This is a genomic window from Pseudomonas sp. A25(2017), assembly GCF_002001065.1.
GTDB classification, from domain to species: Bacteria; Pseudomonadota; Gammaproteobacteria; order Pseudomonadales; family Pseudomonadaceae; genus Aquipseudomonas; species Aquipseudomonas kilonensis.
In genome coordinates this window covers 1-23,056 of record NZ_MUOA01000080.1, presented here as the reverse complement: position 1 = coordinate 23,056, position 23,056 = coordinate 1, and the positions used below count along the sequence as shown (strand labels likewise).

Below are 23,056 nucleotides of genomic sequence, written 5' to 3'. Positions count from 1 at the left end.
AAAAATCACCAGTTTTCAAGGGGTTGTGCACAAACGGCGGGGATCACGCTGTGGATAACCTTGGGAAGGATGAGCGCAGGCCACGCCAGACGTGGCCTGTAGAGGTTTGTGCGTTTTTTGATCAGCTGCGCCGACGCATGCTGATCACGGCATCGACGCTGTACACCGCCAGCCCGGCCCAGATAAACAGGAACGCCACCAGTGTGCTGGACGACAGGTGCTCACCGAACAGCATCACGGCGAGCAGCAGCACCAGCGTCGGCGCGACGTACTGGAGAAAACCGATGGTGGTGTAGGGCAAATGCCGTGTTGCGGCGTTGAAACACACCAACGGCACCAGCGTCACGGGGCCGGCCGCTACCAGCCACCAGGCTTCGGAGGTGGTCCAGAATGCCGCCTGGGCACTGGTGGCCGTGGGATTGAACAGCAACCAGGCGATGGCGATCGGCACCAGCATCCAGGTTTCCACCACCAGCCCCGGCAACGCCTTGACCGGTGCCTGCTTGCGGATCAACCCATAGAAACCGAAGGTCAGCGCCAGCACCAGCGACACCCACGGCAGGCTGCCCACTTGCCAGACCTGCTGCGCCACACCGACCGCCGCCAACCCCACCGCCAGCCATTGCATGCGGCGCAGGCGCTCGCCGAGGATCAACATGCCCAGCAATACGTTCACCAGCGGGTTGATGTAGTAACCCAGGCTGGCTTCGAGCATGCGCTCGTTGTTCACCGCCCAGACGTAGGTCAGCCAGTTGGCTGCGATCAGCGTCCCGCTCAGGGCGAGGATCGCCAGGCGCTGTGGGTTGTCCCGCAGTTCGCGCCACCAGCCCGGGTGTTTCCAGACCATCAGCAACGCCGCGCCGAACAAGGCCGACCACAGTACCCGGTGGATGATGATCTCCACCGACGGCACGCTGGCGATGGCCTTGAAGTAGATCGGGAACAGACCCCAGATGATGTAGGCACTCAGGCCCAGGATGTACCCGCGACGCGGGTTGGCGGCTTGCATGCAGAATCCTTGCTTAGGCAGCTAACAAAGGAGTGATTGTAAGGAGATTTGTCTGGTTGTGCTGTGAACCTTGTGCACAATCACCGCAGACCCCCTGTGGGACATCAGAACAGCTTCAACGGCTCTTCATTGAGCGCCGCCAGTTGCTCGCGCAACGCCAGCACCTGGTCGCCCCAGTAGCGCTCGCTGCCGAACCACGGGAAGCTGCGCGGGAACGCCGGGTCGTCCCAGCGTCGCGCCAGCCAGGCGCTGTAGTGCATCAGGCGCAGGGCCCGCAGCGGCTCGATCAGCGCCAACTCCCGCGGGTCGAAGTCGTGGAACTCGCGGTAGCCGTCCATCAATTCCGACAATTGCCCCAGGCATTCCTGGCGATCGCCGGCGAGCATCATCCACAGGTCCTGCACCGCCGGGCCCATGCGACAGTCGTCCAGGTCGACGATGTGGAACACCTCGTCGCGGCACATCATGTTGCCCGGGTGGCAATCGCCATGCATGCGGATGTTCTGGTGGGGCGTGGCGGCGTAGACCTCTTCGACGCGCTTGAGCAGGTCCCGGGCGACCGACTCGTAGGCCGGCAGCAGGCTACGAGGGACGAAGCCGCTTGCCAGCACGGTGGCCAGTGAGTCGTGGCCGAAGTTCTTCACGCCCAGGGCTTCACGATGTTCGAACGGACGGGTTGCTCCGACTGCGTGCAGGCGCCCGAGCAATTGTCCCAGGCGATAGAGCTGATCGAGGTTGCCCGGCTCCGGTGCACGGCCGCCGCGACGGGGGAACAGGGTGAAACGAAACCCGGCGTGTTCGTGCAGGCTGGTGCCGTTGTGGATCAGCGGCGCGACCACAGGCACTTCGTATTCGGCCAGCTCGAAGGTAAAGCTGTGCTCTTCCAGGATCGCTTCGTTGGTCCAGCGCTGGGGGCGATAGAACTTGGCGATCAGCGGCTCGGAATCTTCGATGCCGACCTGGTAGACGCGGTTCTCATAACTGTTGAGGGCCAACACGCGGGCGTCGCTGAGAAAGCCGATGCTTTCAACGGCATCGAGTACCAGGTCGGGCGTGAGGGTTTCAAACGGATGGGACATGCTGACTCCTGCGCAGCGGCAGGGCTGCCGCGTCCGGCCCAGCATGGTAGCGCAGACAGAGGCAGATAGGTGGTGGCTGTCGGTGATCGTTCCCACGCTCTGCGTGGGAACGCCTCATGTGACGCTCCGCGTTACGCTTTGGGGACGCGGAGCGTCCCTGGCTGCATTCCCACGCAGAGCGTGGGAACGATCAGTGTCAGGCGCCGATGACCCCGCCATCTTCCCGGGTAATCACCATTACCGAAGACCGCGGCTTGCCATTGGGCAGGTGCTCGGGGAAGGTTGAACCGCCGCTGGGATGCTGGATTCCGACGAACAGGGTCTTGTAGTCCGGCGCGAAACTGATGCCGGTCACTTCGCAGCCTACCGGGCCAACCATGAAACGGCGGATTTCACCACTGTTGGGGTCGGCGCAGAGCATCTGGTTGTTGCCCATGCCCGCGAAGTCGCCAGCGTTGCTCGAGTCGCCGTCGGTCTGGATCCACAGCCGCCCGCCGTTGTCGAAGCCCAGGCCATCGGGGCTGTTGAACATGTTCTGCGGGTTGATGTTGGACGATCCGGCTTTCGGCGTGCCGGCGTGTACCGTCGGATTGCCGGCGACCACGAACAGGTCCCAGGCGAAGGTCTTGGAGGCGTGATCGTCGCGGTCGGTTTTCCAGCGCAGGATCTGCCCATAGACGTTCTTGGCCCGAGGGTTTGGCCCCTCCACCGGTTGGCCGGCGTCGCCGCGCTTGGAGTTGTTGGTCAGGGTGCAATAAACCTGGCCATCCTTGGGACTGACCACGATCCACTCCGGACGGTCCATGCGCGTAGCGCCAACGGCACTGGCGGCCAGGCGGGCATGGATCAACACCTCGGCCTGGTCAGCGAAACCGCTGCTGGCGTCGATGCCGTTCTTGCCATGGCTCAGTTCGATCCATTGGCCTTTGCCTTTGGGATGGTCCGGGTTGCCGTCGCCGGCATCAAAGCGCGCTACATACAAGGTGCCATGGTCCAGCAGGTTGCGGTTGGCCTTGGCATTGCGATGGTTGATGCGCTCGCGGCTGACGAACTTGTAGATGAACTCGCCGCGTTCGTCATCGCCCATGTACACCACGGCGCGACCGTCATTGGTCTGCGCCAGGGCGGCGTTTTCATGTTTGAAGCGGCCCAGGGCGGTGCGTTTTACCGGGGTGGATTGCGGGTCGAACGGGTCGATTTCCACCACCCAGCCGTGGCGATTGAGTTCGTTGGGGTTCTTCGCCAGGTCGAAACGCGGATCGTGCAAGTGCCAATTGATTTCACTGCTGGCGACGGTGGCGCCATAGCGTTTCTGTGCCGCATCGAATTGCAGGTCCGCCTTGCTGCTGCCGAAGCAGTCAGTGAAGTTTTCTTCGCAGGTCAGGTAAGTGCCCCACGGGGTCATGCCGTTGGCGCAGTTCTGGAATGTGCCGAGTACTTTCTTGCCACTGTTGTCGGCACTGGTTTTCAGCAGGTCGTGCCCGGCTGCCGGACCACGCAGGCGAATCGGCGTGTTGCCGTGAATCCTGCGGTTGTAGCGCGAGTCCTGGACGAACTGCCACTGGCCGCGACGACGCTGGATTTCGATCACCGACACGCCTTCGCTGGCCTGGGCCTTGCGCACGTCTTCGGCCGACTGTGGCTGGCCGCCGTGAGGGAACAGGTATTGGTAGTTGGTGTACTCGTTATTGATCGCCATCAGCGCCCGGTTTTTGTCGCCGGGGAATTCGAACAGGCTCATGCCGTCGTTATTGTCGCCGAACTGCATTTCCTGTGCGCGGGCTGTTCCATTGCCGCTTGGATCGAACGCCGGTGCATTTTTCTGCAGCGGCTGGCCCCAACTGATCAGTACCGAGGCTTTGTAGCCCGGCGGCAGGGTGATGGTGTCGGCCGTGGCGGCGGCGATGCTTTTAAAGCCCAGCAGCCGGCTGTTGCCTTCGCTCACGGCGGCGGCCAGGACGCTGCGACTCAACAGGTTGCCGCCCAGGAACATCGCCGCGCCGCACAGGGCGCCGGCGCTGATGAAGCTTCGACGGCTCAGGCCGACGATCTTTTCCAGGTCGGTGGATTGGTTTTCTTCTAATAGGCTCATCATCAGGCTCCCTGCTGGTTTTGGCAGTCACCTTAAAGCGGGTCGATGAAACTATTGTTGCAACACGCTACAGCGGTGTGCCGAGCAGCACATTTGTCGCTGAAAACGTCACTTGCACCGGTGAGCCGCCTTCCAGATGCTGCTTTTGTAGCTCAAGCGGGTCGGCCAGGGCGCACAGCGTCTGGCCGTTGGGCAGGCTGATGCGTACTTCGCTGGGGCCGTCTTCGGCGGCGTCGACCTGTTCGATCATGCCGCGCAGCGAATTGATCCCCGGTTTTTCCGCTTGCTCGACAGGGTGCAATTCCAGCCAGCCAGCCTTGATCAGCGCCACCACGTCGGTGCCGACATCCAGCTCCAGGCGCAGCGTGCTGTCGTGGGTGATCTGGGCTTCGATGACCAGACCCCTGGCCAGCTCCAGGCGTACCCGGTCGTTGTGCCCCTGGGCCTCGATGCCCAGGACCTTGCCATGCAATTGATTACGGGCGCTGGTGCGCAGCATCAAGCGGCTCAGCAGGCCCAGGTCGCCGGCATCCTCGCTTGCTTCCAGCAGTTGCGTCTGTAGCGCTTGCAGGCGCAGATACAGGCGCAGCACGCGGTGGCCTTCCCCCGACAGCTTGGCGCCGCCACCACCCTTGCCGCCAACGCTGCGCTCCACCAACGGTTGGTCCGCCAGGTTGTTCAACTCATCGATGGCATCCCACGCCGCCTTGTAGCTCAGGCCCGCGCTCTTGGCGGCGCGGGTGATCGAGCCTTGTTCGGCGATGTGCTGCAACAGGGCGATGCGTTGTGGTCGCCGAACGATGTGCTGGGTCAGAAGCGTGGGCAAGGACATGACGGAAAACTGCGTGCAAAGGTCGATGAACGGACGTTGGCGCCTTGGGCGCGGCCCGTCAAGCCGACTCTCCGGGTTTCGGCGTGCGAGCCAGGCAGTACACATCGACCCGCGCAGCGCCGGCGTCGAGCAGCAGGGCAGCCAGTGCCTGGGCGGTGGCGCCCGTGGTGAGCACGTCGTCGACCAACGCCAAGTGACGGTTGCGCAACGCAGCCTGGGGCGCGAGGGCAAAGGCCTGGCGCAGGTTTCGCCGTCGGGACTTGGCGTCGAGAGCCTGTTGGGCGGGGGTGTCGTGGGTGCGTCGCAGCAGATGCTCTTCGCAAGGGATCGCCAACGGCCCGCTGAGCCAGCGGGCCAGCAGCGCTGCCTGGTTGAAACCGCGCTGGCGCAAACGACGGGTCGCCAGTGGCACCGGTACCAGTGCGTCGGGCCGTTCCAGCCCTTCGTCGAAATGATGTTGCAGCGACTGCGCCAGCAGTTCGCCCAACAGCCGGCCCAGGGGCCATTTCGCCTGATGCTTGAAACGGGTGATCAGGCTGTCCACCGGGAAGTCGTAGGCCCAGGGCGCCAGGACCCGTTCGAAGGCCGGCGGTCGCGAGGCACATTGTCCACAACGCAGTCCAACCATGGGCAGCGGCAGGGCGCAGACGCTGCATTGATCACCGAGCCAGGGCAGCTCGCTTTCACAGGGGGTGCAGATAGGCTGTGGGGTGTCGGTGCTTTCGCCGCATAACAGGCAAAATTGTTTGTTTTTTAACCAGATGTAAACCGGTCCGTTGTATCGTGGTTGACAGCGCATGACTCTTCCTTAAATATGCCGAACATCCGTGTCGCGCCTGTGGGTATTCCATGCCCCAGGCGCCAGCCAAGCATAAATCAAGGAAATACCCATGAGCGCCAGCACCACTGCCAACCTGCGTCATGACTGGTCTTTGGCCGAAGTCAAAGCACTCTTCGTCCAGCCATTCAATGACCTGCTGTTCCAGGCGCAGACCGTGCACCGCGCGCACTTCGACGCCAACCGCGTCCAGGTTTCCACGCTGCTGTCGATCAAGACCGGCGCTTGCCCGGAAGATTGCAAATATTGTCCGCAGTCCGGTCACTACAACACCGGCCTGGATAAAGAGAAATTGCTCGAAGTGCAGAAGGTCCTTGAAGAGGCCGCGCGCGCCAAGGCCATCGGTTCGACCCGTTTCTGCATGGGCGCTGCCTGGAAGCATCCGTCGGCCAAGGACATGCCTTACGTGCTGGAAATGGTCAAGGGCGTGAAGGCCATGGGGCTGGAAACCTGCATGACCCTGGGCCGCCTCGACCAGGACCAGACCGAAGCGCTGGCCCAGGCCGGCCTGGACTACTACAACCACAACCTCGACACCTCGCCGGAGTTCTACGGCAGCATCATCACCACCCGCACTTACAGCGAGCGCCTGCAAACCCTGGCCTACGTGCGTGATTCGGGAATGAAGATCTGCTCCGGCGGCATCCTCGGCATGGGCGAGTCCCTGGACGATCGCGCGAACCTGCTGATCCAACTGGCGAACCTGCCGGAGCACCCGGAATCGGTGCCGATCAACATGTTGGTCAAAGTCGCCGGCACGCCGCTGGAGAATGCCGAAGACATCGATCCGTTCGATTTCATCCGCATGCTCGCCGTGGCGCGGATCATGATGCCCCAGTCCCATGTGCGCCTGTCCGCCGGCCGTGAAGCGATGAACGAGCAGATGCAGGCCCTGGCATTTTTTGCCGGTGCCAACTCGATTTTCTACGGCGACAAGCTGTTGACCACCGCCAACCCGCAAGCCGACAAAGACATGCAATTGTTCGCACGCCTGGGTATCCAGCCTGAAGCCCGCGAAGAACATGCCGACGAAGTGCACCAGGCGGCGATTGAACAGGCGCTGGTGGAGCAGAAGAGCAGCGAACAGTTCTATAACGCCGCTGTTTGAGTTGACGCAAAACCAAGTGTGGGAGCGGGCTTTTGTGGGAGCAAAGCTTGCTCGCGATGAACGATAACGCGGTCCTGCTATAGACCGCGATGCCTTCATCGCGAGCAAGCTTGGCTCCCACAAAAGCCGGCTCCCACAGGGGATTTCATCCCGTCTCAAATAAGTAGTTCACCCCGAGGCCTGCATGCCCTTCGATCTCGCCGCACGCCTGGCTGCCCGTCGTGCCGACAACCTCTATCGCCAGCGCCCGCTGCTCGAAAGCCCGCAGGGCCCGGAAGTGGTGGTGGACGGCCAGCCGTTGCTGGCGTTCTGCAACAACGATTACCTGGGCCTGGCCAATCACCCGCAAGTGATCGAAGCCTGGCGCGCCGGGGCGCTCCGTTGGGGTGTCGGGGGTGGCGCCTCCCATTTGGTGATCGGCCACAGCAGTCCTCATCACGCTCTGGAAGAAGCCTTGGCCGACCTGACCGGCCGCCCGCGGGCGTTGCTGTTCACCACCGGCTACATGGCCAACCTCGGCGCGGTCACGGCGCTGGTGGGGCAGGGCGACACGGTGCTGGAAGACCGGCTCAATCATGCCTCGCTGCTCGACGCCGGGCTGTTGTCCGGCGCGCGTTTCAACCGTTACCTGCACAACGATGCCCAGAGTTTGGCCAGCCGCCTGGAGAAAGCCACCGGCAATACCCTGGTGGTCACCGATGGCGTATTCAGCATGGACGGCGACATTGCCGACCTGCCGGCCCTGGCCCGTGAAGCCAAGGCCAAGGGCGCCTGGCTGATGGTCGACGATGCCCACGGCTTCGGCCCGCTCGGGGCCAATGGCGGCGGTATCGTCGAGCATTTTGGCTTGAGCCAGGATGACGTGCCAGTGCTGGTGGGCACTCTGGGCAAGGCCTTTGGTACCGCCGGGGCTTTTGTCGCCGGCAGTGAAGAGCTGATCGAAAGCCTGATCCAGTTCGCTCGCCCCTACATCTACACCACCAGCCAACCGCCGGCCCTGGCTTGCGCCACGCTCAAGAGCCTTGAGCTGCTGCGCAGCGAGCATTGGCGGCGCGAGCACTTGCAGGTGCTGATTCGTCAGTTCCGCCAGGGCGCCGAGCAGATCGGCCTGCAATTGATGGACAGCTTCACGCCGATCCAGCCGATCCTGATTGGCGATGCAGGACGGGCCATGCGTTTGTCGCAAATGCTGCGTGAGCGCGGGCTGATGGTTACCGCGATCCGCCCACCCACCGTACCGGCCGGCAGCGCCCGTTTGCGCGTGACCCTGACCGCCGCCCACAGCGAGGCCCAGGTGCAGCTATTGTTGAATGCACTGGCCGAGTGTTTTGCCCTGTTGGGGCCGGAGCCAAGCGATGCGTGATCGACTGATATTGCTGCCTGGTTGGGGCTTGGGCGTTTCACCGCTGGAACCGCTGGCGGCGGCGTTGCAAGCGCTCGACGAACACCTGCGCGTGGAAATCGAACCGTTGCCGGCGTTGCTATCGAACGACCCCGATGAATGGCTCGAAGAGCTGGACGCCACCGTGCCCCAGGACGCCTGGTTGGGCGGTTGGTCCCTGGGCGGCATGCTGGCCTCGGCGCTGGCGGCGCGTCGGGGCGAGCGCTGCTGCGGCCTGCTGACCCTGGCGAGCAATCCGTCTTTTGTCGCCCACGAGCAATGGCCGAGCGCGATGGGCGGAGAAACCTTCGATGGTTTTCTCGCCGGCTGTGCGGCCGACCCGCGCCAGACCCTCAAGCGCTTCAGCTTGCTGTGTGCCCAGGGCTGCAGCGATCCGCGCGGGTTGTCGCGGTTGTTGTTGGCCGGGGCGCCGAGTACTTCACCCGAGGTCTTGATGGCCGGGCTTGAAGTGCTGGCGCAACTGGACACACGCGCCGCGTTGCAGCGCTTTCGCGGCCCGCAACTGCATTTGTTTGCCGGCCTCGATGCCCTGGTGCCTGCCGAAGCCGCGGGTGATTTGCTGGTCTTGCTGCCGGATGTCGAAATCGGTCTGATCGAACAGGCCGGCCACGGATTCCTTCTGGAAGACCCGCACGGTGTAGCGGCGGCGATCCAGGCTTTTTTGCATGAGTCCGGTGATGACTGATTTGTCTTTTCCCCCATTGCCCGGTGCCTTGCCTGACAAGCGCCAGGTAGCGGCTTCGTTTTCCCGTGCAGCGACCAGTTACGACAGCGTGGCCGAACTGCAACGCGACGTGGGCCAGCAATTGCTCGGGCGCTTGCCGCCCTCATTCATGCCGCAACGTTGGTTGGACCTGGGCTGCGGCACCGGTTATTTCACTCGGGCGCTGGGCGCGCGTTTCGGTGAGACAAACGGATTGGCACTGGATATCGCCGAAGGCATGCTCAACCATGCGCGTCCTCAAGGTGGCGCCTTGTATTTCGTCGCTGGTGACGCTGAGCGACTGCCTTTGCAAGCGGCGAGCTGTGACCTGGTGTTTTCCAGCCTGGCGGTGCAGTGGTGTGCGGATTTTGCCGCGGTGCTGAGCGAGGCCCATCGTGTGTTGAAACCGGGTGGGGTGTTTGCCTTCACCAGCCTCTGCGTGGGCACTTTGTACGAATTGCGCGACAGTTGGCGTCAGGTGGATGGCTTGGTGCACGTCAACCGTTTCCGTGGGTTCGAGACGTATCAACACCTTTGCGCGGACAGCGGGCTGAATGTCGTCAGTCTTGAAAACTGTCCCCATGTGTTGCATTACCCCGACGTGCGCAGTCTGACTCACGAATTGAAAGCCTTGGGCGCCCACAATCTGAACCCCGGTCGCCCCGGCGGCTTGACCGGCAGGGCGCGGATCCTGGCGCTGGTTGAAGCCTATGAGCAGTTTCGTCAGGCGCAGGGACTGCCGGCGACTTACCAGGTGGTCTACGCCGTTTTGGAGAAACCGCTATGAGCCAGGCTTATTTCATCACCGGCACCGACACCGATGTAGGCAAGACCACCGTCGCGGCGGGCCTGCTGCATGCTGCGCGGCAGGCTGGCATGAGCACGGCGGCTGGAAAACCAGTGGCCTCTGGCTGCGACGTGACGCCCAAGGGCCTGCGCAATGCCGATGCCCTGGCGCTGCTGGCCGAGTGTTCGGTGCCGCTTGAGTATGCCCAGGTCAATCCGCTGGCATTCGAGCCGGCCATTGCGCCGCACCTGGCCGCCCGGGAAGCCGGCGTGGCGCTGACGGTGCAATCCTTGCTGGGGCCGATGCGTGAGGTGCTGGCCCTGGAGGCCGATTTCACCTTGATAGAGGGCGCGGGCGGCTGGCGTGTGCCGTTGGCCGATCAGGATAATCTTTCGGACCTGGCAATGGCCCTGGGCCTGCCGGTGATCCTGGTGGTGGGCGTGCGCCTGGGGTGCATCAGCCATGCGCTGCTGACCGCCGAGGCCATCGCCCGGGACGGTCTGCAACTGGCCGGTTGGGTGGCGAATATCATTGATCCCAAGACCTCGCGCCTGGAAGAAAACCTCGCCACTCTGGCCGAACGCCTCCCGGCGCCTTGCCTGGGGCGAGTACCGAGGGTCAAAGGCATCACTGCCGATATCGTGGCTGCGCATCTGCACCTGGATCTGCTGGATTAATCATCCAAGGGAAGGTTTTCACTATGGCAAGGCACTGTGCCATTAGTGTTTTTGTCGGGCCTTTTCCTTGGGGTTCTGCTTCAATGGCCATTGTCGACCCTTCAAGAAGACGAGCTCTGTCATGGAAATCTCAGGAAATACCGCGTTCTATGCCGGTCTGAGCACGATTCAGACAGGGCAGAACCGTGTCGATCAGGCCTCCAGCCAGATCGCCAACAATACGATCGAGCGTTCGGTCACCAGCCAGTCGTCCGAAGTCCAGGTGGATCGCCTGCGGTCAGTGGATCGTAGTCAGCAGTCGGACCTGGCCAGCAACATGGTTGAACTGTCCCAAGGCAAGTTCCAGGTGCAACTGGGTGTTAACGTCGCCAAGGCATCCGACGAAATGCTCGGTACGTTGATCGATACCTTCGCCTGATCCTGCCCTTCAGATTGACGAAAACGCCGCGATTATTCGCGGCGTTCTTGTCTCTAACGTCTTATTGCTCAACTAATCTTTTCCTACGCGCATCGCGGATTCTTCAGCGCGATGGATTTCCCGTGTCCGACATTTTTCTCGGCTGATGACGAACGGCAAAAGATCGGCGCTTGACAAGATTTGGGCGTAAACGTATGTTTCAAACAACTGTTTGACCGCTACAACAAATCCACGCGGTCGTTCATTCCCGGTTACATCAGCAGAGGTTTATCGCTATGCCTGACTACAAGGCCCCCTTGCGTGATATTCGCTTCGTTCGTGACGAACTGCTTGGCTACGAAGCGCATTATCAGAGCCTTCCGGCTTGCCAGGACGCAACTCCGGACATGGTTGACGCCATTCTCGAAGAAGGCGCCAAGTTTTGTGAGCAGGTGCTGGCGCCGCTGAACCGCGTGGGCGACATCGAAGGTTGCACCTGGAGCGAGTCCGGCGTGAAGACCCCGACGGGTTTCAAGGAAGCCTACAAGCAATTCGTCGAAGGTGGCTGGCCAAGCCTGGCCCACGACGTCGAGCACGGTGGTCAGGGCTTGCCGGAGTCCCTGGGCCTGGCGGTCAGCGAGATGGTCGGTGAAGCCAACTGGTCGTGGGGCATGTACCCGGGCCTGTCCCATGGCGCGATGAACACGATTTCCGAGCACGGTACGCCCGAACAGCAAGAGGCTTACCTGACCAAGCTGGTTTCCGGCGAATGGACCGGTACCATGTGCCTGACCGAACCGCACTGCGGCACCGACCTGGGCATGCTGCGCACCAAGGCCGAGCCTCAGGCCGACGGTTCCTACAAGGTTTCCGGTACGAAGATCTTCATTTCGGCCGGCGAACACGACATGGCCGACAACATCGTCCACATCGTGCTGGCACGCCTGCCGGACGCACCGGCGGGCACCAAGGGCATTTCGCTGTTCATCGTTCCCAAGTTCCTGCCTAACGCCGACGGCTCCATCGGCCAGCGCAACGCGGTGAGCTGCGGTTCCCTGGAACACAAGATGGGCATCCACGGCAACGCCACCTGCGTGATGAACTTCGACGCGGCCACCGGTTACCTGATCGGCCCGGCGAACAAAGGCCTGAACTGCATGTTCACCTTCATGAACACCGCACGCCTGGGTACCGCACTGCAAGGCCTGGCCCACGCCGAGATCGGCTTCCAGGGCGGCCTGAAATATGCCCGCGATCGCTTGCAAATGCGTTCCCTGACTGGCCCGAAAGCGCCAGACAAGGCCGCTGACCCGATCATCGTTCACCCTGACGTGCGTCGCATGCTGCTGACCATGAAGGCTTTCGCCGAGGGTAACCGGGCGATGGTCTACTTCACCGCCAAGCAGGTCGACATCGTCAAGTACGGCGTGGATGAAGAAGAGAAGAAAAAGGCCGATGCACTGCTGGCGTTCATGACGCCGATCGCCAAGGCCTTCATGACCGAAGTCGGCTTCGAATCGGCCAACCACGGCGTGCAGATCTATGGCGGCCACGGCTTCATCGCCGAGTGGGGCATGGAGCAGAACGTTCGCGACAGCCGTATCTCGATGCTGTACGAAGGCACCACCGGCATCCAGGCTCTCGACTTGCTGGGCCGTAAAGTGCTGATGACCCAGGGCGAGGCACTCAAGGGCTTCACCAAGATCGTCCACAAGTTCTGCCAGGGCAACGAAGGCAACGAAGCGGTCAAGGAGTTCGTAGAACCCCTGGCTGCGCTGAACAAGGAATGGGGCGAGCTGACCATGAAGGTCGGTATGGCGGCCATGAAGGATCGCGAAGAAGTCGGCGCCGCGTCGGTGGACTACCTGATGTACTCCGGTTACGCCTGCCTGGCCTATTTCTGGGCCGACATGGCGCGCCTGGCGGCGGAAAAACTCGCAGCCGGCACCACTGAAGAAGCCTTCTACACCGCCAAGCTGCAGACCGCGCGCTTCTACTTCCAGCGCATCCTGCCGCGTACCCGTACCCACGTGGCAACCATGCTGTCGGGCGCCAACAACCTGATGGACATGAAGGAAGAGGACTTCGCGCTGGGCTACTAAGCCTCACGTGGTTCTTCCAAAAGCCGCTGCTTCTTCGGGAGCAGCGGCTTTTTCATGTCTGCCACAAATCCCCTTGTGGGAGCGGGCTTGCTCGCGAAGGCGGCTGCACATTCAACATCAATGCAAGCAGACCCACCGCCTTCGCGAGCAAGCCCGCTCCCACAGGATCAACCGCGATCCTGAAACAATATTCATCCAACTCGACCCTAAGAAAACCGTCCCCTCTGCCGTTACAGCGATGGCAGTGTGACATCTGTCACATCTGGCGTGCCTTACTGCTCCAGTTGCAGGCACAATGCCATCTTTGATCAGCCGGGTCGGAGCTTTACCCTTGCCGCGTTCTTCCGCTGTACGTTTAAGCCATTTCCTACCGTCATTGCTGCTGTTGCTGGCGGGGCTTGCGGCTGCCTACGTCAAGGATCTCAACGTTTTCTTCACCTCGCTGTTCAACGTGCTCCCCACGCTGGTGTTGTTGCTGGGCGGGGCGTATTGCGCGGTCTACCGACGTCAACGTGAACTGTTCCTGATGGTCACGGTGTACATCGCCTACTTCCTCCTGGACACCCAGACCGACTTCTACCGCGATAACGGCAAGGTGCGCGAAGACGCGGCGGTGGTGTTCCATCTCGTTTGCCTGTTGTTGCCGCTGTTGTTCGGGCTGTTCGCGGCGTGGCAGGAGCGCACCCACTTGTTCCAGGACATGGTGGCGCGGTTCGCGGTATTGCTGGTCTTTGGCAGCGTGGCGCTGGCCCTGGAGCAGAGTTTCCCCCAAGCCTTGCTGTTGTGGCTTTCGGAAATCCGCTGGCCCGCGTTGCACGGCGCCTGGATGAGCCTGATCCAGTTGTCCTACCCGATGTTCGCCGCCGCATTCCTGCTGCTGGCCTGGCAATATTGGCGCAACCCCCGGCCACTGCACGCGGCGCAACTGGTGGGGTTGCTCGGGTTGTTCTGGATGCTGCCGAAGACTTTTATCCTGCCGTTCACCCTGAACATCATGTGCAGCCAGGTGATGCTGATGATCGCTGCGGCGGTTTCCCACGAGGCCTATCAAATGGCCTTCCGTGACGAGCTGACCGGCCTGCCGGGTCGTCGGGCGCTGAACGAACGCATGCAGCGCCTGGGGCGCAATTATGTGCTGGCGATGAGCGACGTGGACCACTTCAAGAAATTCAACGACACCCACGGCCACGATGTGGGTGACCAGGTCCTGCGTCTGGTGGCCAGCAAATTGTCGAAGATCGGCGGTGGCGGTAGGGCGTATCGCTACGGCGGTGAGGAATTTGCCCTGGTGTTCGCAGGCAAGACCATCGACGAGTGCATGCCCCATTTGGAGGTCATCCGCCAGTCCATCGAGACGTACGCCATCCAGCTGCGTAATTCCGACAGCCGTCCCCAGGACGATCAACAAGGTCGCCAGCGTCGTTCTGGCGCCGGCGCATCCAGCGTCTCGGTGACGGTCAGCATCGGCGTCGCGGAACGCCTCGAGCAACGCACGCCTGAAGAAGTGCTCAAGTCCGCCGACCAGGCGCTCTATAACGCCAAGGGCGCGGGGCGTAACTGTGTGATTGCCTTCGGCCAGAACCGCCGCGGTGCGGTGCGCATGGAGGCCGCCGCGGGTTGAGTGATGACGGCGCATTCAGCGCCTGGACTGTGATTGTGAGCCTCGGTGGCCGGCAGTAGGTTGAAACGATCTGCTACCGGAGAAAACCACCATGCCCGAGTACAAAGCCCCGCTGCGCGACATGCGCTTTCTGATCGATCACGTCTTCGATTTCCATGGCCGTTATGCCGAGCTGGGCGTCAGCGATGCCAGCCCGGACATGGTCAGCGCGATCCTCGAGGAAGGCGCCAGATTCTGCGAGAACGTGCTGGCGCCGCTCAATCGCTCCGGTGACGAAGAGGGTTGCCATTTCGACAACGGTGTAGTCACCACGCCTACGGGCTTCAAGCAGGCTTTCGCACAGTACGTGGAAGGCGGCTGGCACGGCTTGGCGGCAGATCCGGCTTATGGTGGCCAGGGATTGCCCAGCTCCCTGGGCCTGGTCATCAGCGAGATGATCGGCTCCAGCAACACCTCCTGGGGCATGTACCCGGGCCTGACTCACGGCGCCATGTCGGCGATCCATGCCCACGGCACGGAAGAACAGAAACAGACCTACCTGAGCAAACTCACCGCCGGCCAGTGGACCGGCACCATGTGCCTGACCGAAGCCCACTGCGGCACCGACCTGGGCATCATCAAGACCCGTGCCGTGCCCCAGGCCGACGGCAGCTACGCGATCTCCGGCAGCAAGATCTTCATTTCCGCCGGCGAACACGACATGAGCGATAACATCATCCACCTGGTGCTGGCCAAGTTGCCGGACGCTCCTGCCGGGACCAAAGGCATCTCGTTGTTCATCGTGCCCAAGTTCCTGCCCGACGCCACGGGTGAGGCAGGGGCACGCAATGGCGTGTCCTGTGGTTCGATCGAACACAAGATGGGCATCAAGGCCTCGGCCACCTGCGTGCTGAATTTCGATGGGGCCAAGGGGGTCCTGATTGGCGAGCCGAACAAGGGCCTCAATTGCATGTTCACCATGATGAACCACGCCCGGCTCGGTACCGGCATGCAGGGCCTGTGCCTGGGCGAGGCGAGCTTCCAGGGCGCGATCAAATACGCCAACGACCGGTTGCAGATGCGCGCGCTGACCGGCCCCAAGGCGCCGGAAAAGGTCGCCGACCCGATCATCGTCCATCCCGATGTGCGCAGGATGTTGCTGACCATGAAAGCCTTCAACGAAGGCAACCGGGCGCTGACGTATTTCACCGCGCAGTTGCTCGATACCGCGCACCTGAGCCCGGACGAAACCGCCCGCCAGGAGGCCGAGGACCTGCTGGCGTTCCTCACCCCGATCTGCAAGGCCTTCATGACCGACACCGGGCTGGAGGTGACCAACCACGGCATGCAAGTGTTCGGCGGTCACGGCTTCATTCGTGAGTGGGGCATGGAGCAGTTGGTGCGCGACTGCCGCATCGCGCCGATCTACGAGGGCACCAACGGCATCCAGGCCCTGGATCTGCTGGGGCGCAAGGTGCTGGGCAGCCAGGGCAAGTTGTTGCGTGGTTTTACCCGGATCGTCCACAAATTCTGCGCCGCGAATGCCGGACATCCGCAGCTTAACGATTACGTCGCGCAACTCGACGGGCTCAACCAGCAATGGGGCGAACTGACCACCCGGGTCGGCATGGCTGCCATGAAGAATCCCGATGAAGTGGGGGCCGCCTCCGTGGATTACCTGATGTACAGCGGCTACATCATCCTGGCCTACCTGTGGCTGCGCATGGCCTTGGTGGCCCAGGCGCAACTCGACAGTGGCACTGGAGATGACGATTTTTGCCGGGCCAAATTGGCGACGTGCGAGTTTTACTTCAAGCGCCTGTTGCCGCGCACGACCGCCCATCGGGCTGCCGTCGAGGCCGGGAGTGATTGCCTGATGAAGTTGCCGGCGGAGTTGTTTGCGCTTTGATTGAGAGGAATGCCAAAGATCGCAGGCTTCGCCAGCTCCTACAGGGAATACGCATTTCCATGTAGAAGCTGGCGAAGCCTGCGATCTTTTCTGGTGACTAAAAATAACAAAATGGTCATTGGTTGACCCTATGTGTCGCAAAAGTTGTTGAGGTACACTCAGGTCATTGCGAAAACCGTCTTTTACGAACCAACTGTTTAGATCCTGCGAGGTTTGCCATGGCTGACTACAAAGCGCCCCTGCGCGATATGCGCTTCGTCCTCAATGAAGTGTTCGAGGTCGCGAAACTCTGGGCCCAATTGCCGGCGCTGGCCGACACCGTGGATGCCGAAACGGTCGAAGCGATCCTTGAAGAAGCCGGCAAAGTCACCAGCAAAAGCATCGCGCCCCTCAGCCGCGCCGCTGACGAAGAAGGTTGCCACTGGGCCGACGGCGCCGTCACCACGCCGGCAGGTTTTCCACAGGCCTACAAGACTTACGCTGAAGGTGGTTGGGTCGGTGTCGGCGGTGACCCGGAGTACGGCGGCATGGGCATGCCCAAGGCCGTTTCGGCCCAGGTCGAGGAAATGGTCAACTCCGCCAGCCTGTCCTTCGGTTTGTACCCGATGCTGACCGCCGGCGCCTGCCTGTCGATCAATGCCCACGCCAGTGAAGAACTGAAAGCGGCGTACCTGCCGAACATGTACGCCGGCGTCTGGGCCGGTTCCATGTGCCTGACCGAGCCTCATGCCGGTACGGACCTGGGGATCATCCGCACCAAGGCCGAACCCCAGGCCGACGGTTCCTACAAGGTCAGTGGCACGAAAATTTTCATCACTGGCGGCGAACACGACCTCACCGAGAACATCATTCACCTGGTGCTGGCGAAACTGCCGGACGCGCCGGCAGGCCCCAAGGGCATCTCGCTGTTCCTGGTGCCCAAGTTCATGGTCAATGCCGACGGCAGCCTGGGCGCGCGCAACGCGGCCAACTGCGGCTCGATCGAACACAAGATGGGCATCCAGGCATCCGCCACCTGCGTGATGAACTTCGACGAAGCCGTGGGTTATCTGGTGGGCGAGCCGAACAAGGGCCTGGCGGCGATGTTCACCATGATGAACTACGAGCGCCTGGGGGTGGGTATCCAGGGCCTGGCCTCCGGTGAGCGTTCCTACCAGAACGCCATCGAATATGCCCGTGACCGCCTGCAAAGTCGTTCGCCAACCGGTGCGCAGAACAAGGACAAGGTCGCTGACCCGATCATCGTCCACCCCGACGTGCGTCGGATGCTGCTGACCATGAAAGCCTCGAACGAAGGCGGTCGGGCCTTTTCCACCTACGTGGCGATGCAACTGGATACCGCCAAGTTCAGCGAAGACCCAACCACTCGCAAGCGCGCCGAAGACCTGGTGGCGTTGCTGACGCCGGTGGCGAAGGCCTTCCTGACCGACCTGGGCTTGGAAACCACCGTCCATGGTCAACAGGTGTTCGGCGGCCACGGTTACATTCGTGAATGGGGCCAGGAGCAACTGGTGCGCGATGTGCGTATCACCCAGATCTACGAAGGCACCAACGGTATCCAGGCGCTGGACCTGGTGGGGCGCAAGATCGTCGGCAGCGGCGGTGCGTTCTACAAGTTGTTTGCCGATGAAATCCGTCACTTCACGGCCACCGCGAACAGCGATCTGGCGGAGTTCATCAAGCCGTTGAACAGCGCTGTCGACACGCTGGACGAGTTGACCGACTGGCTGTTGGACCGGGCGAAAAGCAACCCGAACGAAATCGGCGCGGCGTCGGTGGAGTATCTCCAGGCGTTTGGCTACACCGCGTATGCCTACATGTGGGCGCTGATGGCCAGGGCGGCCTTGGGCAAAGAAAGCCAGGATGATTTCTACGCGAGCAAACTGGGCACGGCGCGGTTCTACTTTGCCCGCCTGCTGCCGCGTATTCATTCCTTGAGCGCTTCGGTCAAGGCGGGCAGCGAGTCGCTGTTCCTGCTGGAAGCCGGCCAGTTCTGAAATCATGACGATGTGTAAGCATTCTCTTACACATCGTGCTGGCGTTTTCCCTCTACCGGCGGATTGGATCCAGGGCTAATCTAGCTTCCATGGATGTAGCGCAGGACGCGCAAAGTAACAACACGGACACGTAGGATTCTGCCAGGACGGCGGAGTGAAATGGATGTCAGGGAAACAGTCTGCAAAGCCCCGCTTCGGCGGGGCTTTCTTTTGCCTGCGTTTTTTGTTCCTGGCAGGCGCCCTTCATCGAGGCTGCTTCTGGTTGCGTTTCACTGAACCCTGGCGAGCGGCCTGGGGTCAATGAGCTATAGGGCAATTTGGCCATCGTCGATCAGGGAGTTATCCATGGATTTCATTCGCATCATTATCGCCATCCTGCTGCCGCCACTGGGAGTGTTCCTGCAGGTTGGCTTCGGCGGGGCTTTCTGGCTGAATATCCTGCTGACGCTGCTGGGTTATATCCCTGGCATCGTCCATGCGGTGTACATCATCGCCAAGCGCTGAACTCATCGGTTATAGAACCCCCTGTGGGAGCTCGCTCCCACAGTTTTTTGGCATCCTACAGGTCGCCATCCATCACCTTGCGATAGAACAACCACTCATGCTCCAGCGCATGGGCCTGGTTCGCGGCCTTGCGAAAACCGTGGCGCTCATCGGGATAGTAGTGCGCCTCGACCGCCACGCCGTTGGCCTGTAAAGCGTTGACCATGTCGCGGGTTTGCTGCGGTACGACCACCACGTCCAGCTCACCCTGGAAAAAGATCACCGGCACATGGATGTTCCCGGCGTGCAGCAGTGGGGTGCGGGCGTGGTAGCGTTCGACGTCCTGTTGCGGATCGCCGATCAGCCAGTCCAGATAATCACCTTCGAACTTGTGCGTAGCACGGGCCAGGGCGACAGGATCGCTCACGCCATAGAGGCTGGCGCCGGCACGGAATACATCATGGAATGCCAAGGCGCAGAGGGTCGTGTAGCCACCGGCACTGCCACCGCGAATGAACGCACGTCGGCCATCGACCAGGCCTTGTTCGTCCAGATACGCGACCACCGCGCAGGCGTCCTCGACATCCACCACGCCCCAATTCAGATGCAACGCCTGTCGATAGGCCCGGCCATAGCCGCTGCTGCCGCGGTAGTTGAGATCGGCGACGGCAAAGCCACGTTGGGTCCAATACTGGATACGCGGGTCGAACAAGGGATAACAGGCCGAGGTGGGGCCGCCGTGAATGAACACCACCAAGGGCGGCTTTGCGGGTGCGTTCATGGCCGGGTAAAAGAACCCGTGGGCCTCGCCTGACGCGGATGGATAGCGCAGGGTGCGAGGACGGCTGATCTGTTCGACGGGCAAGGGCGTGACGCCGCCGGCCAGCACGGCCACTTCGTGGCTATGCCGCTCAATGGTAATGACCGCCGATGGGCGGGTCGGCGAGGCTGCAACGGCGTAGATGAACCGCTCATCCAGCGCCAGGCTGCGAAAGCGGGTGTAGGTGCCGGTGAAGTCCTCATCGGCATCGTCACCGTGACACAGGCCCAGGCGCCCGAAACCCGCTTCGGTCCAACTGGCCAGGTACGTGTGTTCGCCCAGCGGCAGCCAGGTGCAGCCACCCAGTTGCCACGGCGCTGGGGCGTGATCGGCTTGGGCGGCAGGCAGCGGTTCCAGGCCCTGGGCCGACTCCAGCCAAGGCTGCCAATAACCACCGCGATCAGTCAGGCAATAAAGACGACTGGTCGCATCGAAGCGCGGTTGCTGGATGGACTCTTCTTCACCGTTGCCCGCGACACAGCGTGGCGCACCCCACCCCGTAGCGTTGCGCTCGGCCAGCATCAAGCGCGTGGCGGTCCAGGGTTGATGCGGACGGCTCCACTCTATCCAGGCGAGCCGCTGGCCGTCCGGGCTCACGGTGGGTGACGCGTAGAAATCTGCACCTTCGGCCAGCAGATGTCGCTGATGATCCACCAGCCCGATCGACACCAGGCGATGCTGGTTGGCCTGTTCTTCCACCGCCAATACCTGGCCGTCGGCGAAGCTCAGATCCCCATAGCGGCAGTCACCCGAGGTCAGCGCTATGGGGCGTTCGTCGTTCAGGGATTGGTGGTACAGCTGCTGGTCGGCCTCATTGACGAACAGCACACCGTCATGGCTCAGGCAGAATGATCCACCGCCGTATTCATAGACCCGGCTGCGCGCGCTGAACCCGTCCGGTGTCAGGCAGCGGGGCTTGGCGTCTTGCCAATGCCAGATCCGGCAGGCGCCGTCTGCGGGGCGGTATTCATTCCAGAACAGGCCCAAAGGCCCGAGCTGCAGTTCGGCGAAGTCGGTGCCGGCGGCAACGGCCTGGGCGGCGCTGAAAGGCTCAGCTTTTGGTGATGAGGCGCGAGTTTCGTTCATTGCGAAAGGCCAATTGTTCAATGGTTTGCGTGGCGTGCTCGGCGTCTTCACGTGCCTTGAGAATCACCCCGTGGTGTTCGGACTTGCTGCACACCGGGTCGGCGTTGCTGGCGTCTCCCGTGAGCATGAACGCCTGGCAGCGGCAGCCGCCGAAGTCCTTTTCTTTTTCATCGCAGGAGCGACACGGTTCGGGCATCCAGTCATAACCGCGGAAGCGGTTGAAGCCGAACGAGTCGTACCAGATGTGCTGCATGCTGTGGTCGCGCACGTTGGGAAATTGCACCGGCAACTGGCGGGCACCGTGACAGGGCAATGCCGTGCCGTCCGGCGTGACCGTGAGGAAAATGCTGCCCCAGCCGTTCATGCAGCCCTTGGGGCGTTCTTCGTAGTAGTCCGGCGTGACAAAGATCAGCTTGCACGGATTGCCTTGCGCTTCCAGCTTGGCGCGGTATTCGTTGGTGACACGCTCGGCGCGTACCAGTTGCTCCCGGGTGGGCAGCAGGCCGACGCGGTTGAGCTGCGCCCAGCCGTAGAACTGGCACGTGGCGAGTTCTACGAAGTCGGCTTCCAGGGCGATGCACAGCTCGATGATGCGATCGATCTTGTCGATGTTGTGCCGATGGGTCACGAAGTTCAGTACCATCGGATAACCGTGGGCCTTTACCGCTCGGGCCATTTCGAGTTTTTGCGCGAAGGCTTTCTTCGAACCGGCCAGGAGGTTGTTCACCTGCTCGTCGCTGGCCTGGAAACTGATCTGGATATGGTCGAGGCCGGCCTTCTTGAAGTCGCTGATTTTCTGCTCGGTCAAGCCGATGCCGGAGGTGATCAGGTTGGTATAGAAACCCAGCCTGCGTGCCTCGCCGATCAACTCGGCCAGGTCCTGGCGCACCAACGGCTCGCCGCCGGAAAAGCCCAGCTGCGCAGCGCCCATCTCGCGGGCTTCGCGAAAGACCTTGAACCATTGCTCGGTGCTCAGCTCCTTGCCTTGCTCGGCAAAGTCCAGCGGGTTGGAGCAGTACGGGCATTGCAGCGGGCAACGATAGGTCAGCTCCGCCAGCAACCACAGCGGCAAGCCGACTTCAGGCTTGGGCGGCAGACCGGTGCTCTCAGGCAAGTTCGATCCAGTGCTGTGCACGGGCGACCTCCATGAATTGCTCGATGTCGTCACCGAGCTCTGGCACACCGGGAAATTGTTTGTCCAGCTCAGCGATGATTGCCGCCACATTGCGCTCGCCATCGATCAGGCCACCGATCAGCGCTGCACTGTCGTTCAGCTTGATCATGCCTTCAGGATAGAGCAGCACGTGGCCTTTCTGGGCCGGTTCGTACTGGAAACGATAGCCGGGGCGCCAGTGCGGGGTTTTGCTGCGGTCGAAACTCATAAGGTGATCCCTTTGTGCCACACCCGTTGCCCGGTCACGCTGTGGTAGGGCGGGCGGTTCAATTCATAGGCCATGCTCATGGCGTCGAGCATGCTCCAGAGGATGTCCAGTTTGAACTGGAGAATCTCCAGCATGCGTTCCTGCCCTGCGCGGGTGGTGTAGTGCTGCAAGGTGATCGCCAGGCCATGTTCCACATCACGCCGGGCCTGGCCCAGGCGGGTGCGGAAGTACTCATAGCCGGTCGGGTCGATCCAGGGGTAGTGCTGGGGCCAACTGTCCAGGCGCGACTGGTGGATCTGCGGGGCGAACAGTTCGGTCAGCGAGCTGCTGGCGGCTTCCTGCCAGCAGGCCCGGCGGGCGAAGTTGACATAGGCATCCACGGCGAAACGCACCCCGGGCAGCACCAGCTCCTGGGAGCGCAGTTGATCGGGGTCCAGGCCCACCGCCTGGCCCAGCCGCAGCCAGGCTTCGATGCCACCGTCTTCGCCGGGAGCGCCGTCATGGTCGAGCAGGCGCTGGATCCACTCGCGGCGGATCTCCCGGTCCGGGCAGTTGGCCAGGATCGCGGCGTCCTTGAGCGGGATATTCACCTGGTAGTAAAAACGGTTCGCGACCCAGCCCTGGATCTGCTCGCGAGTCGCGCGGCCTTCATACATCGCCACGTGATACGGGTGATGGATGTGGTAATACGCGCCCTTGGCAAGCAGGGCGGCTTCGAACTCGGCGGGGGACAGGGGGGTGTCAGTCATTTGG

20 protein-coding genes are annotated in these 23,056 nt (G+C 62.0%); 11 read left to right on the top strand and 9 right to left on the bottom strand.

Features of this window, described 5'->3' with window-relative positions:
- Positions 1-121 precede the first annotated feature (121 nt).
- The 5 genes from rarD to B0E42_RS21315 form a co-directional block, all read right to left on the bottom strand.
- Positions 122-1,009, bottom strand: coding sequence for an EamA family transporter RarD (rarD, locus tag B0E42_RS21335; RefSeq protein WP_018607406.1), 888 nt, complete (start codon positions 1,007-1,009; stop codon positions 122-124).
- A gap of 104 nt (positions 1,010-1,113) precedes the next feature.
- Positions 1,114-2,088: a serine/threonine protein kinase gene (locus tag B0E42_RS21330; protein WP_003206247.1), complete on the bottom strand. Its 975-nt coding sequence runs from the start codon at positions 2,086-2,088 to the stop codon at positions 1,114-1,116.
- A gap of 196 nt (positions 2,089-2,284) precedes the next feature.
- Entirely contained in the window at positions 2,285-4,180 is a 1,896-nt protein-coding gene (locus B0E42_RS21325; RefSeq protein WP_053189972.1) for a PhoX family phosphatase, read from the bottom strand.
- Positions 4,181-4,247: 67 nt separating this feature from the next.
- The gene (locus B0E42_RS21320; protein ID WP_077507259.1) at positions 4,248-5,012 is read right to left on the bottom strand and encodes a TOBE domain-containing protein; all 765 of its coding nucleotides are present in this window, start codon (positions 5,010-5,012) and stop codon (positions 4,248-4,250) included.
- A gap of 58 nt (positions 5,013-5,070) precedes the next feature.
- Positions 5,071-5,811 carry a ComF family protein gene (locus tag B0E42_RS21315; RefSeq protein WP_077507258.1) on the bottom strand — a complete coding sequence of 247 codons (741 nt, stop codon included), beginning with the start codon at positions 5,809-5,811 and terminating at the stop codon, positions 5,071-5,073.
- 91 nt (positions 5,812-5,902) lie between these two features.
- Here B0E42_RS21315 and bioB point away from each other — a divergent pair, with 91 nt between their 5' ends.
- From bioB to B0E42_RS21255, 11 genes are all read left to right on the top strand, one after another.
- Positions 5,903-6,958 carry a biotin synthase BioB gene (gene bioB, locus B0E42_RS21310; protein WP_077507256.1) on the top strand — a complete coding sequence of 352 codons (1,056 nt, stop codon included), beginning with the start codon at positions 5,903-5,905 and terminating at the stop codon, positions 6,956-6,958.
- A gap of 184 nt (positions 6,959-7,142) precedes the next feature.
- Positions 7,143-8,321: an 8-amino-7-oxononanoate synthase gene (bioF, locus tag B0E42_RS21305; RefSeq protein ID WP_014340549.1), complete on the top strand. Its 1,179-nt coding sequence runs from the start codon at positions 7,143-7,145 to the stop codon at positions 8,319-8,321.
- A complete protein-coding gene (locus tag B0E42_RS21300) occupies positions 8,314-9,045 on the top strand; it encodes an alpha/beta fold hydrolase (RefSeq protein WP_077507255.1) in 732 nt (243 codons plus the stop codon). Before bioF ends, B0E42_RS21300 begins: the two co-directional genes overlap by 8 nt.
- Positions 9,038-9,850: a malonyl-ACP O-methyltransferase BioC gene (bioC, locus tag B0E42_RS21295; RefSeq protein ID WP_053189968.1), complete on the top strand. Its 813-nt coding sequence runs from the start codon at positions 9,038-9,040 to the stop codon at positions 9,848-9,850. Before B0E42_RS21300 ends, bioC begins: the two co-directional genes overlap by 8 nt.
- A complete protein-coding gene (gene bioD / locus B0E42_RS21290) occupies positions 9,847-10,527 on the top strand; it encodes a dethiobiotin synthase (protein ID WP_003206233.1) in 681 nt (226 codons plus the stop codon). The genes bioC and bioD overlap by 4 nt, the downstream gene beginning before the upstream one ends.
- Positions 10,528-10,648: 121 nt before the next feature.
- Positions 10,649-10,945 carry a pyrroloquinoline quinone biosynthesis protein PqqE gene (locus tag B0E42_RS21285; protein ID WP_077507253.1) on the top strand — a complete coding sequence of 99 codons (297 nt, stop codon included), beginning with the start codon at positions 10,649-10,651 and terminating at the stop codon, positions 10,943-10,945.
- Between the two features lie 275 nt (positions 10,946-11,220).
- Entirely contained in the window at positions 11,221-13,026 is a 1,806-nt protein-coding gene (locus B0E42_RS21280; protein WP_003206230.1) for a phenylacyl-CoA dehydrogenase, read from the top strand.
- Between the two features lie 331 nt (positions 13,027-13,357).
- Positions 13,358-14,647: a GGDEF domain-containing protein gene (locus B0E42_RS21270; RefSeq protein ID WP_024616755.1), complete on the top strand. Its 1,290-nt coding sequence runs from the start codon at positions 13,358-13,360 to the stop codon at positions 14,645-14,647.
- A gap of 91 nt (positions 14,648-14,738) precedes the next feature.
- A complete protein-coding gene (locus B0E42_RS21265) occupies positions 14,739-16,535 on the top strand; it encodes an acyl-CoA dehydrogenase C-terminal domain-containing protein (protein WP_053182542.1) in 1,797 nt (598 codons plus the stop codon).
- Between the two features lie 218 nt (positions 16,536-16,753).
- Positions 16,754-18,532, top strand: a complete 1,779-nt coding sequence (locus B0E42_RS21260) for an acyl-CoA dehydrogenase C-terminal domain-containing protein (protein WP_053182539.1) — start codon at positions 16,754-16,756, stop codon at positions 18,530-18,532.
- A gap of 345 nt (positions 18,533-18,877) precedes the next feature.
- Positions 18,878-19,036 (top strand): YqaE/Pmp3 family membrane protein, encoded by a 159-nt coding sequence (locus tag B0E42_RS21255; protein ID WP_003177654.1) that lies wholly within the window; start codon positions 18,878-18,880, stop codon positions 19,034-19,036.
- 55 nt (positions 19,037-19,091) lie between these two features.
- Here B0E42_RS21255 and B0E42_RS21250 read toward each other — a convergent pair whose 3' ends face one another.
- Genes B0E42_RS21250 through pqqC form a run of 4 tightly spaced genes read right to left on the bottom strand, consistent with a single transcriptional unit; the run spans position 19,092 to position 23,052 of the window.
- Positions 19,092-20,921: a S9 family peptidase gene (locus tag B0E42_RS21250; protein WP_077507249.1), complete on the bottom strand. Its 1,830-nt coding sequence runs from the start codon at positions 20,919-20,921 to the stop codon at positions 19,092-19,094.
- Positions 20,887-22,056, bottom strand: coding sequence for a pyrroloquinoline quinone biosynthesis protein PqqE (gene pqqE / locus B0E42_RS21245; protein WP_053189963.1), 1,170 nt, complete (start codon positions 22,054-22,056; stop codon positions 20,887-20,889). The genes B0E42_RS21250 and pqqE overlap by 35 nt, the downstream gene beginning before the upstream one ends.
- Positions 22,028-22,303: a pyrroloquinoline quinone biosynthesis peptide chaperone PqqD gene (gene pqqD, locus B0E42_RS21240; protein WP_024616750.1), complete on the bottom strand. Its 276-nt coding sequence runs from the start codon at positions 22,301-22,303 to the stop codon at positions 22,028-22,030. Before pqqD ends, pqqE begins: the two co-directional genes overlap by 29 nt.
- Complete coding sequence (gene pqqC, locus B0E42_RS21235) at positions 22,300-23,052, bottom strand: pyrroloquinoline-quinone synthase PqqC (protein WP_077507271.1); 753 nt, start codon at positions 23,050-23,052, stop codon at positions 22,300-22,302. The genes pqqD and pqqC overlap by 4 nt, the downstream gene beginning before the upstream one ends.
- Between the last annotated feature and the right edge of the window lie 4 nt (positions 23,053-23,056).